This window comes from Alteromonas sp. KUL150 (assembly GCF_009811475.1).
Classification (GTDB): Bacteria; Pseudomonadota; Gammaproteobacteria; order Enterobacterales; family Alteromonadaceae; genus Alteromonas; species Alteromonas gracilis.
The window spans coordinates 23,233-35,643 of the sequence record NZ_BLIJ01000085.1; the positions used below are offsets into that span (position 1 = coordinate 23,233).

At 42.1% G+C, this 12,411-nt stretch carries 11 protein-coding genes; all 11 read left to right on the forward strand.

Annotated elements, in window-relative coordinates:
- The gene (locus GVO62_RS18725) at window positions 1-996 is read left to right on the forward strand and encodes a TRAP transporter substrate-binding protein (protein ID WP_159120546.1); all 996 of its coding nucleotides are present in this window, start codon (window positions 1-3) and stop codon (window positions 994-996) included.
- Complete coding sequence (locus tag GVO62_RS18730; RefSeq protein WP_159120547.1) at window positions 993-1,496, forward strand: TRAP transporter small permease; 504 nt, start codon at window positions 993-995, stop codon at window positions 1,494-1,496. Before GVO62_RS18725 ends, GVO62_RS18730 begins: the two co-directional genes overlap by 4 nt.
- Window positions 1,493-2,785, forward strand: a complete 1,293-nt coding sequence (locus GVO62_RS18735) for a TRAP transporter large permease (protein WP_159120548.1) — start codon at window positions 1,493-1,495, stop codon at window positions 2,783-2,785. The genes GVO62_RS18730 and GVO62_RS18735 overlap by 4 nt, the downstream gene beginning before the upstream one ends.
- Before the next feature lie 25 nt (window positions 2,786-2,810).
- Window positions 2,811-3,584 (forward strand): glucose 1-dehydrogenase, encoded by a 774-nt coding sequence (locus GVO62_RS18740; protein ID WP_159120549.1) that lies wholly within the window; start codon window positions 2,811-2,813, stop codon window positions 3,582-3,584.
- Between the two features lie 44 nt (window positions 3,585-3,628).
- Window positions 3,629-4,459: a 5-dehydro-4-deoxy-D-glucuronate isomerase gene (gene kduI, locus GVO62_RS18745; protein WP_159120550.1), complete on the forward strand. Its 831-nt coding sequence runs from the start codon at window positions 3,629-3,631 to the stop codon at window positions 4,457-4,459.
- Between the two features lie 131 nt (window positions 4,460-4,590).
- The gene (locus GVO62_RS18750) at window positions 4,591-5,388 is read left to right on the forward strand and encodes a DeoR/GlpR family DNA-binding transcription regulator (RefSeq protein WP_131094859.1); all 798 of its coding nucleotides are present in this window, start codon (window positions 4,591-4,593) and stop codon (window positions 5,386-5,388) included.
- A gap of 357 nt (window positions 5,389-5,745) precedes the next feature.
- Entirely contained in the window at window positions 5,746-7,134 is a 1,389-nt protein-coding gene (locus tag GVO62_RS18755; protein WP_159120551.1) for an FGGY-family carbohydrate kinase, read from the forward strand.
- A 165-nt stretch (window positions 7,135-7,299) separates the two neighbouring features.
- Complete coding sequence (locus GVO62_RS18760; RefSeq protein WP_159120552.1) at window positions 7,300-9,492, forward strand: bifunctional rhamnulose-1-phosphate aldolase/short-chain dehydrogenase; 2,193 nt, start codon at window positions 7,300-7,302, stop codon at window positions 9,490-9,492.
- Between the two features lie 9 nt (window positions 9,493-9,501).
- Window positions 9,502-10,797 carry an L-rhamnose catabolism isomerase gene (rhaI, locus tag GVO62_RS18765; protein WP_159120553.1) on the forward strand — a complete coding sequence of 432 codons (1,296 nt, stop codon included), beginning with the start codon at window positions 9,502-9,504 and terminating at the stop codon, window positions 10,795-10,797.
- Window positions 10,798-10,916: 119 nt separating this feature from the next.
- Window positions 10,917-12,062 (forward strand): alpha-hydroxy acid oxidase, encoded by a 1,146-nt coding sequence (locus GVO62_RS18770; protein WP_159120554.1) that lies wholly within the window; start codon window positions 10,917-10,919, stop codon window positions 12,060-12,062.
- A gap of 106 nt (window positions 12,063-12,168) precedes the next feature.
- The coding region (locus GVO62_RS19545; protein ID WP_236547239.1) for a hypothetical protein at window positions 12,169-12,411 on the forward strand (243 nt) is incomplete at its 3' end.

Sequence of the window (12,411 nt, forward strand, 5' to 3'; positions counted from 1 at the left end):
ATGGCAATAAAGCACTTTCTTAAAATTCTTTTATTGATTCCGTTAGCAGTATTGCAAGGGTGTGGCAATGATACCGAAGACGAAACTTATATTATTCGCCTAGGACATCAGTTAGATATAAATCATCCTGTACACAAAGGTCTTGTATTTCTAAAAGAGGAACTAGAGCGAAGGTCTAACGGTTCGATGTCTATTGTCATTTATCCTTCATCACAAGTAGGTGACGAAAGGGAGGTGCTAGAACTCATTCAAATAGGGAGTATGGGAATGACGAAGGTTTCTGCGAGTGCGCTAGAAAGCTTTGTGCCTGAAATGAAAGTGTTTAGCCTCCCTTATCTTTTCAATAACCAAGAGCATTATTGGAAAACATTAAACGGCAATGTTGGTAAAGAGTTACTTGCCGCTGGTCAACCATATCGCTTCAAAGGACTAGGCTATTTTGACGCCGGTTCTAGAAGCTTCTACACGACGAAGAAGCAAGTGGTTACGCCCGATGATCTACAAGGGCAAAAAATAAGAGTCATGAATAGCCAAACTGCTGTTTCTATGGTCAATACGATGGGCGGTGCGGCCACACCAGTAAGTTGGGGGGAACTGTATACATCGCTCCAGCAGGGGGTAGTGGACGGTGCTGAAAATAACCTCCCGAGTTTTTACTATTCAAAGCACTATGAAGTTAGCAAGTACCTTATTTTAGATGAACACACCTCGATACCTGACGTGATCATCATCGGTACCCATGTCTGGGAACAGCTAAATGCTGAACAACAGAAGTGGTTGGAAGAATCTATGTTGGCTGCTGCTGACTTTCAACGGGTGCTGTGGGCCGAATCAACACGAGAATCCTTAGAAGTAGTAAAAAAAGCCGGTGTGGAAGTTATTGAGGCCGACAAAAGTGTATTTCAAGAGAGTGTACTCCCCGTCTACGAATCTTTAAAAGGTAGCGATTTGGAAGCGCTTGTTAAGCAGATAAAGTCGTTAGGAGTAGAACAATGAAGACACTCTCAGGAATTATTCCTACGCTAAATAAAGCGTTGCGAGCACTATTAGCAACAATGATGGCTCTGCTAGTTCTAAATGTAACTTGGCAGGTGATAACGCGTTTTGTTTTACCTCACCCAAGCTCCTTCACGGAAGAGCTTGCCCGCTTTTTCTTGATATGGATTAGCTTGCTTGGCAGTGCCTATGCATTTCATACCCATAGCCATTTGGGGTTCGATTACTTAACTAAAAAGATGCAGAGTAACGCTGCGGTTACAACGGCAAAATTAGGATATGTACTAGTAATATTGTTCGCTTTAGGCGTTCTGGTTATAGGTGGGGTCAATCTTACTTACATCACTTTTCTGCTAAAACAAGAATCCCCTGTACTTGGTATTCCTATGGGATATGTTTATTCGGTAGTACCAATTAGTGGGTGTCTGTTTATCTTGTACGGTGTATGGGGACTTTTAGAAGTAAAAGACCCTAGCAATCTAAGGGAGCACGCACTATGACTTCATTAGTACTTTTCGGAGTGTTTTTCATCCTGCTTTTGATAAACGTACCTATCGCAGTGAGTATTATTGTAGCGACTTTAGCGACTATGCTCTTAACGATTGATACGCTTCCTGCGTTAACTACACTAGCGCAAAGGCTAGCAGTAGGCGTTGATAGTTTTGCATTATTAGCGATTCCTTTTTTTGTCTTATCTGGATATTTAATGGGGCAAGGTGGGATTGCTGTCAGACTGATTGAATTCGCCAAAGTGTTGGTCGGAAAGCTCCCTGGAGGCCTAGCCTTTGTAAATATTATCTCTTGTGCTCTTTTTGGCTCGATTTCGGGGTCAGCTGTTGCGGCAACATCTGCTGTCGGCGGTTTTATGGTCCCTGCAATGGAAAAAGAGGGCTACAGCAGACCGTTTAGTACGGCAGTCACTGTCACCGCTGCAACAACAGGCATGCTAATTCCTCCCAGTAACATTCTTATCATCTATTCATTAGCTAGTGGCGGAGTATCAATAGCAGCCCTGTTCATAGCCGGATATTTACCAGGCCTTTTAGTTACGGCTTTTTTAATGATGGGGGCAGCATTTTATATCAAGCGAGCCGGAATTGCCGCGGATAGCAGTATAGAAGTAGGGAAGTTTTGGCCCAGTTTATTCGGCGCTATCCCTTGTTTGTTCTTAATTGTGCTAATCATTGGTGGGATCATTGGAGGCCTATTTACGCCGACGGAGGCTGGGGCCATAGCTGTTTTATACTCCCTCGTGTTGGCCCTTGGTGTATATAAAGAGTTGTCAACAAAAGACCTTTACCCAATTTTATTAAAAACGGTAGGTACAACAGCGATTGTTATGTTTCTAATTGGTGCCTCGGCCTCAATGTCTTGGCTGATGTCCTATGAGGAGATACCGCAAGCTATCAGCAACTCACTATTATCGGTGTCTGAAAATGCCATCATTATACTTCTTATAATGAACCTTATTTTGCTTGCTGTAGGCACATTCATGGATGTCACCCCAGCAGTACTGATATTTACCCCCATATTTTTACCCATTGCTGAAATGCTGAATATATCGCCTCTTCACTTTGGGATTATGATGATTTTAAATTTATCTATTGGCCTGTGCACACCTCCTGTAGGAAGTGTTTTATTTGTGGGATGTAGTATAGGAAAAGTATCTATTAGTGAGATTATGAAACCTATTCTTCCGTTATACGTTGCGATGATTTTTGCACTAGCACTTACCATTATTTTCCCAGAAATCAGCGAGTTTTTACCTAAGCTTCTGGGTCTCATTTAATTACAATTAAGTTAGGAGACATGACGTGTCTGATTATTTAAGTAGACAATTTGGCTTACATGGAAAAGTTGCAGTCGTTACAGGCGCTAGTCGTGGACTAGGGCAGGGCATTGCTCTCGCTCTTGGAGAAGCGGGTGCGACAGTAATAGCGATTGGCTCTTCAACTAAAAGTGTAGAATCGACAATTGAAATGTTATCTAAGAAAGATGTTGTATGTGCAGGTTATGGATGTGATCAATCAGATACGTCTCAAATAATCGATACTGTAAACAAGATAGTCGAGAATCATGGCCGAATTGATGTTTTAGTAAATAACGCGGGGACAATTAAGCGTTCACCAGCGCACGAGTTTTCCGATGAAGACTGGAATGAAGTAATAAATGTTAACTTAAATGGTGTATTTACATTTTGCCGAGAAGCCGGCAAACAGATGCTTAAGCAAGGTAGCGGGAAGATAATTAATATCGCATCGTTACTGAGTTTCTCTGGTGGAATAACAGTACCTGCCTATGCAGCAAGCAAAGGCGGCGTAGCTCAGTTGACTAAAGCGCTTGCTAATGAGTGGGCTAACAAAAACATTCAAGTTAATGCAATTGCCCCTGGCTATTTCGAAACAGACAATACTTTTAATATCCGTCAAGACAAAGAGAGATTTGAAAGTATTAGTAGCCGAATTCCTGCGGATAAATGGGGGCAACCAGATGACCTGGCAGGTGCAGCTATTTTCCTTTCTTCAAAGGCCTCATCATATGTTAACGGGCATGTATTGCTTGTTGACGGTGGCTGGATGGCTCGCTAAAACGAGCCCATTCAATTTTTCACCTCACGATAAAAAGGTTTCGCATGAATTTTCTTTTCTCTACAAATAAACGCAGCTACCCCAGCATGACTAATGAAGAGCTTAGAGAGGCTTTCTTAACTGAGCCGCTTTTCACTCCTGGTAAGCTTTCACTGACTTATACCGACGTAGACCGAGCTGTTATAGGTGGCGCAATGCCGACTGATTCTGCTATTGAGTTACCTACACACAAAGAATTAGCGGCTGATTACTTTTGTGAAAGGCGAGAACTTGGCATCATTAACATTGGTGGTAACGGGGCTGTTAAAGTTGATGGCACTAACTACACGATGGCGCAAAAAGATAGCTTATATGTGTCGAGAGGAAGTAAAGATGTTACTTTGTCATCGGATGACCCAAATGAGCCTGCAAAATTTTATATGGTTTCATACCCAGCACACCGTGTAACTAAAACAGTTCACGTGCCTAAAATCGATGCAAAACACATTGAACTTGGTTCTCAAGAAACATCGAATGAGAGAACGATATTTCAGTCAATTCGTCCAGGAATCGTGGACAGTTGTCAGTTAGTGATGGGTATTACAGAGTTAAAAACAGGCAGCGTCTGGAATACTAAGCCACCTCATACGCATTTTCGTAGAACTGAAATATATATGTACTTCGACCTTGACCAAAGCGAACGAGTATTTCACATGCTTGGTGAGCCTAAAGAAGTCAAAACTTTGCCATTAGCACCTGAAGTTGCCATTGCATCTCCTAGTTGGTCTATTCACAGTGGGGTCGGTACGACTAACTATAGTTTTATCTGGGCAATGGGTGGCGAGAATCAAGAATTTGACGACATGGACCACATCGAAATCTCTTCGTTAAGCTAGATAATCTACTGAAAATAGCTATCAAGTATGTAAATTATATCAAAATCAATCATGAAATGAGTTTTTTGATTGATTTTGGTTATTTTGGTCCCTATATTAATATCTATAACGCTAAATAGGACAGAAAAGTAATGCTTGAAAAGCAGCGACAGCAGTTAATTCTAGAAATATTGGAAGAGTCAACATTTGCGAGTGTACCTGAGTTGTGTAGTCAACTTGGAGCATCAGAAGCAACTATCAGACGAGACTTAAAAAAACTATCTGCGCAGAAAAAGATTAAAAAAATTCGCGGCGGCGCACAGGTAATAGATAGTGGCTCCACTTCAAACTTCTATCTTTCTGGAAACGCTTTTCTAATCGATAAAGAGAAAAACGCAGACATAAAACGCGCTATCGCTAAAACCGCATGCGAACTTTGCAATGACGGTGAATCAATCATTATAAATGGCGGTAGTTCGACATTTATGATGGCAGAATTTTTAAGAGATAAGCGACTCAATGTACTCACCAACTCGTTTGTTCTTGCCCAAGACTTAGTGGAAAATAGCCAAAATCAGGTGACGTTACCTGGCGGCGAGGTTTACCGAAAACAAAGTATAATATTGAGCTCGTTTGAAAATGATACGACTCAGAACTACCGCGGGACTATGATGTTCATGGGCACGCCAGGAATTAGCAAGTATGGCGTAATGGAATCTGACCCTCTCTTAATTTTGGCGGAAAAGAAATTGCGTAAGCAAGCTGATAAGTTAGTTGTATTAGCTGACAGCAGTAAAATTGGTTTACAGAGCAATCTGGTTTTCTGCGATTTGGATGCGGTTGATATAGTGATCACGGATAATCGCGCGGACAAAGCACAGCTTGATGAAATCAAAAGCTACGGTATTGAAGTAATCGTCGTTGATGTCGAAACCCTCGCTGCTGCGTAACTATCATTTTTAATAACTGAACTAATAGTTTGATAAGCTGGCGTTAGTTTCCGTCACCACTTATGTAAAACGCTACTTATTAGAGGTTTCCTACAACTTGAAACCTCTATTCACTAGCCCGTTCAATAAGTCCCCCCTTAATTCTAATACCTTTTGATGCGATGCATTCAACTATCGTCAATCAATAGTTATTAATCAAAAGCTTTCAATTACAATCACGATTTGGTATACATAACGTTAACAATTAGGGATACCGAATAACTACTTAAAAGTTTGAATGAATACGCCATAGCTTTTGTTGGTGTTGCTATTTAGTCGGTATCTCCGTCATCTCAGAAAACTGGAGTTAGCGTTAGAGTGAAAGCTGTTTTAGATATTGGTAAAACTCATATAAAACTATTGTTTGTGTCAAATCATGAGCAGGTAGCGAGTTTCAGTTGCAAAAACGCCCCTATAGCGGGCCAATACCCTCAAGCTGATGTCGACAACATATGGGACTGGATTGTCGAGACGCTAAAGTCATGCACCCACACTAAAAATGTCGAAGGGTTCGTTGTGACTACCCATGGGGCAACTGCTGCGCTTATTGATAGCAATGTTACAGATAAATCAAGAGCGCTCACGCTTCCCATCTTAGATTATGAATATCAAGGTATCGATGAATGCGCTGAGCTATACAAGGCAGAGCGCCCAGTTTTCAAAGAAACTTACTCGCCTTATCTTCCAGCAGGTTTAAACCTAGCCAAGCAATTATATTGGTTACAAAGGAAGTATCCAGAGCCGTTTTCGAATGCGGATACAATCTTATTGTATCCGCAGTATTGGGCATGGAGGCTAGGTGCTGAGCTAAGCTCTGAAGTAACGTCATTGGGTTGTCACACAGACTTATGGAAGCCTATAGAGGGTGAATACTCTTCTCTTGCAAATAAGAAAGGGTGGTCTAACTTGTTTCCTCCTTTGAAGAAAGCATGGGATTGCATCGGAAACGTGACCGATGATGTTTCTAAACAGACCGCCCTACCGACATCGTGCAAGATTTACTGTGGTATTCATGATAGTAACGCGAGCTTTTTACGATACCTGAATACCGGCGAACAAGATGATGAGTTCACCGTCATATCTACAGGAACTTGGACGATATTGATGCAGTCAGGTGGTACTGTTAACTCTCTTCACGATAAAACAGATACCCTAGCCAATGTTGATATCAACGGTAACCCTGTTTCCTGTGCAAGATTCATGGGAGGGAGAGAGTACGAAAGGATATGTACAACCTTGGGTGGTAATATAAAGATGAATCCGACCGAGAGCGCAATTCAAGATGCTCTGAGTAATTTTTGGCTTGTTACTCCGGATTTTAGTGAAGGTAATGGGCCGTTTCCGGGTATTAAACCTCGCTTGCTATGTCCAGAAAAACCAAGTTCTCCGCAGGCTATTGCTACTCTTTACTGCGCACTAATGATCAATCAGCGTCTGAGTGACTTAAACGCTGAAGGGTCGATTTACATTGAAGGGGCTTTTTTAAAGAATCCTTTACTCTGTCGTCTTGTTGCTCAATTGAGACCAAACCAAACCGTATTCGCATCTTCAGACAATACCGGTACTGTACTAGGAGCGGCAGCCCTTATTAAATACGGTGAACAAGCACAAAAGCTTGACCTAGAAACCGTTGAGCCTTCTTATTTCTTTGGTCTGAATGCGTATGTAAAAGAATGGCATAGGTCAATCAAAGGCGCTCAAAACTAAAAGAATTAATCAATTTAGTGCACGCTTAATGACACTAACAATCAAATGTCAATCATTGGTGATTGAAATTGATTGACAAGGATTGGAAGTGGCGTGTATTGTGGGCGTATTAATCGATGTTCACATTTGTGATACATAACTAACTGTTAATTTTAGGACACCGTAATGGCTTTTAAACCCGATGATTACAAGCATGTAAAGTATCTTTGGAAAGATGAAGAAGCAGATAAGCTTTCTCCAGTAGAAAATCTAGTCTATCGTTCCAATAAGCTAGGAGAAGACCAAAGAATTACAAACACTGGTGGTGGCAATACATCTGCAAAGCTATTTGAGGAAGATCCGTTAACAGGTGAGCAGGTAGAAGTATTGTGGGTTAAAGGTTCTGGTGGTGATTTACGTACTTCCAAAAAAGAGAATTTCTCCTCTCTTTATGAAGATAAACTAAAGGCTTTAGATACAGTTTACCAGCAATATCCTGATAAAGGTTATAAGTCTGCAGGCGAAGATCGCATGGTTGGTATGTTTAAACACTGCAACTTTTGCTTGAACCCGAGAGCGTCATCAATCGATACGCCTTTGCACTCTATGATTGACGAAAAGCATGTCGATCACTTACACCCAAATGCAGTTATATCGGTTGCCTCTTGCAAAGACCAAGAAGCCCTTACGGAAGTGATTTGGGGTGGAAAACTGGCATACGTGCCATGGATGAGACCTGGATGGGAAGCCGCTAAAGTTTGTGAGGATAGTTACAAGGCGAATCCAGATATCTGGGGAATTTTGCTGGGACAACATGGCCACACAAATTGGTCTTCAGAGAGTAAAAGCTGTTATGAGACGTCACTATGGGTTATTGAAACCGCTGCTCGTTATATTGAAGAGCATGATAAAGGCGAGCAAACATTTGGCGGTCAAAAGTATGCGCCGTTATCTGCTGAGGATTCGAAGAAGCTTCTCGTAGAGTTTATGCCAATTGCTCGAGGCAAACTTTCGAATAAGGTTAAATATATCGGCACATTGCAAAATGATGAAGCAACGCTACGTTTCGTAAATAGTGTAGATGCTCCTCGACTCGCTGATTTAGGCACATCTTGTCCCGACCACTTCCTTCGCACAAAAATTAAACCATTGTTTGTAGACTTTAATCCTGAAACAGATGACCTAGAGACATTGGTTGAAAAGTTTGAAAATTCTCTTGAGAAATATAGAGAAGACTACACGGCCTATTACGAAGCATGTAAGCGAGAAGACTCTCCAGCAATGAGGGATCCGAGTCCTACAGTTGTTCTTATTCCTGGCGTTGGAATGATTGCATGGGGCAAAAATAAAAGCGAGTCGAGAGTCACTGCTGAATTTTATAACTGTGCAATTGAAGTTATGAGAGGCGCCGAGGCTATATCAGAGTACACAGCATTACCAGCACAAGAGGCATTTGATATTGAATATTGGGCGTTAGAAGAAGCCAAATTACAAAGAATGCCTAAAGAAGCCCCTTTAGCAAGAGATGTAGTTGTAGTAATCGGCGCAGGCGATGGTATCGGCAAAGCTACGGCTCACCGCGTAGCGAAAGAGGGCGCGCATGTTATTTGTGCTGATTTGCGTTTAGAAAATGCTAAAGCCACAGCAAAAGAGCTTGAGGCTCTATATGGTAAAGGTATCGGAGTAGCTGGAACAGGTATTTCTTCATGCGGACCGGCGATTGCCTTAGAAGTAGATATCACAAAGCGCGATACCGTAGAAGAGTTGTTTGCTAACGTTACTCTTGCCTACGGAGGTATCGACAAAGTTATCGTTACCGCTGGTGTTTTCATCGCAGAAGGCGCAGATTTGGCGAAGAATGATCAAGTGTTTGAACTAAGCTTTAACGTAAACGTTAAAGGTGGCTATGTCGTTGCTTCTGAAGCCCAAAAAATTTGGGAAAAGCAGCAAATGAAAGGGAATATGGTTTTAACTACAAGTGTGAATGGTGCTGTATCGAAGAAAGGTTCGCTTGCCTACGATACGAGTAAGTCTGCAGCAAACCACTTGGTACGTGAGCTTGCGGTAACACTAGCACCGCTTGTAAATGTTAACGCGCTGGCACCTGCGACTGTTGTGCAGGGTAGTAGCATGTTCCCACGTGACCGCGTTATATCTTCGCTAACTAAGTATGACATTCCGTTCCAAGAGTCAGACTCCACTGAGGAACTTCGTACACGCCTAGCTGAGTTCTATGCGCAGAGAACACTTACTAAGTCACCAATTACGCCTGAAGATCAAGCAGAGGCAGCTTACCTTCTTGTATCTGGTCAGCTTAATAAAACCACAGGCCAAATTATTAGTGTAGACGGCGGTTTGCACGAAGCCTTCCTACGCTAGGAGTATATTATGTTACGTAGAATAGATTCAGCTTTAATAAGCGAAAAAAACGAAGAGTTATATAGCAACCTTAAAACTGACTATGACGCACTTGCTGAGAAGCTAGCACGTGATGGTATTGATATCGAGAAGTTCACCAAGGCCGCTGAAGACTTTCAAATTGCTGTTCCTTCATGGGGGACTGGTACCGGCGGTACAAGGTTTGCCCGTTTCCCATTACAGGGTGAACCCCGCAATATTTTTGAGAAACTCGAAGACTGCGCGGTGATTAATGAGCTTTCTGGTTGTACCGATAGTGTGTCGCCGCACTTTCCGTGGGACAAGGTAGATGACTTCAGCGAATTGAAACAAGCGTCTGATGAATACGGAATTAAGTGGGTTTCCGTTAACTCAAATACTTTTCAAGATCAGAAGGGCCAAACGGCATCTTACAAATACGGTAGCTTGAGCAATACGCAAGAAGCCTCTCGCGAGTTGGCCATTCAGCACAATCTAGACTGTATCGAGTACGGTAAAGCGCTAGATGCAAAAAGTCTTACGGTGTGGGTAGGTGATGGTTCTAATCACCCTGGACAACAGCATTTCCAACGTGCGTTTGAACGCTATTTGTCTAGCATGGAAAAAATCTATGCTGGGCTTCCTGATGACTGGGAAATGCACATCGAACACAAGATGTTTGAACCCGCATTTTACTCGACTGTGATTCAGGACTGGGGCTCAAATATTCTTGCGGCTATGCACTTAGGTCCAAAATGTAAATCACTTGTCGATTTAGGCCACCATGCACCGAATACAAACATTGAAATGATTGTTTCTCGCCTGATTCAGTTTAAGAAACTTGGCGGTTTCCATTTCAATGATAGTAAGTATGGCGATGACGATTTAGATAGTGGTTCACTGCATCCATATCAACAATTCCTAATTTTCAATGAATTAGTTGATGCTGAATATCGTCAGCAGGCAGAGTTCAACCCATCTTATATGTTGGATCAATCGCATAACGTTACTGATCCTATTGAGAGCTTAATTATTTCTGCAATCGAAGTTCAGCGTTCTTACGTTAAAGCATTACTAGTGGACAGAGAAGCGCTATACGGTTATCAAGAAGACAATGATGCGATGATGGCCTCATTAGAGCTTAAGAAAGCATTTAACGTTGATGTTACGCCTATCTTGGCCATGGCGCGCTATCGTCAGTCTGCGGCGATTAATCCTATCGGTGCTTATCGCTCTGTCGATTACAGAGAAAAAATGGATAAAGAGCGTCCGCGCGACCCTAATGCCACTGGCTCAGGTATCGTGTAAGTAACGATTTGGTAGCCGCTTTCTACCTGTACTCTACAAAAAAGCGATTCAAGAAGAATAAAGAAGAATAAGAATAATATAAGTAGCTATTGTCAAACTATCGGAATAAGAAAACGCAAATGTTATTGAGTAACTGTCATAACTATCATGATTTTAGAAAGTTAGCGCAAAAAAGGTTGCCTGGTCCTATATTCAATTATATCGACGGGGGAGCTGACGACGAGGTAACTATGCGTCGCAACTCTGAATCCTTTCAGAGTTGCGACCTTATTCCAAACGTTCTGACCGGTGTAAAAGACATTGATTTAAGTGTTGAGGTGATGGGGCAGAAGCTTGCGCTTCCAGTCTATTTATCCCCTACGGCACTGCAGCGCCTTTTTCATCACCAAGGTGAGCGCGCGACCGCAGGAGCAGCGGAAAAATTTGGAACGATGTTTGGTGTTTCTTCCCTTGGTACAGTGAGTATGGAAGAAATCGCTAAAAAATATGATACGCCACAGGTTTATCAGTTCTATTTTCATAAAGATCGTGGCCTGAACAGGGCTATGATGGAAAGAGCCAAAGAATCTAATATCGAAGTTATGATGTTGACTGTAGATTCTATTACCGGCGGCAACAGAGAGCGCGATTTGCGAACAGGTTTCGCTATTCCCTTTCGACTCAACCTCAAAGGTTTATGGCAATTTGCAACACGCCCAATGTGGGGCATTAACTACATTACCCACGAGAAATTCTCTCTTCCTCAGTTAGACGCCCACATCGACATGGGAGGCGGTGCTAGCTCAATAGGTGACTATTTTACTAATATGTTAGACCCCTCGATGAATTGGAAAGATGTTGAAGAGATGGTTAAGTTCTGGGGTGGCCAGTTTTGCTTGAAAGGCATAATGAGTGTTGAAGATGCAAAGCGTGCTGTGGATATCGGTTGCACGGGGATCGTTATTTCTAATCACGGCGGTCGTCAGTTAGATGGTTCGAGAAGTTCGTTTGATCATCTGGCTGAAATTGTTGACGCAGTCGGCGACAAAATAGATGTCATATTTGATAGTGGTGCTCAAAGAGGCACTCACGTTTTAAAAGCATTAGCGCTTGGGGCAAAAGCTGTTGGCTTAGGACGTTATTATCTATTTGCTTTAGCCGCGGCGGGCCAAAAAGGTGTAGAGAGAGCGATGCAATTAATGGTTGCGGAAATCGAGCGCGATATGCGACTAATGGGCTGTTCAAAGATTAGTGACCTTAACCGCGATCATATTCGATTTAGATAAGTTCTAATTTCACGCACTATTTTCGTCCCCGTCTTGATAAATAATTAGTCTTCATAGTTGTAGTTTTAAATTAACTGCGAACTAACTTAACCTAATTGGATTAACTATGAAGACTATCGCTGCATTAATTATAGCTAGCTTATCTTTTTCATCTTTAGCTAACACTACAGAAGTACAGGATTTTAGGCCTGTTTTTAAACTAAGAAACGATCTACAGTGCTGGCCAACTGAACCCGCCCAAGGACTTAACTCTGGCAATTGCACTAGCAAATCCTCATTTCAGGTGTCACCTCCTTCTGTTTATGTAGAAAGCTATTCCGAATTAGTAGGCGGAAATAGTCATTCACTG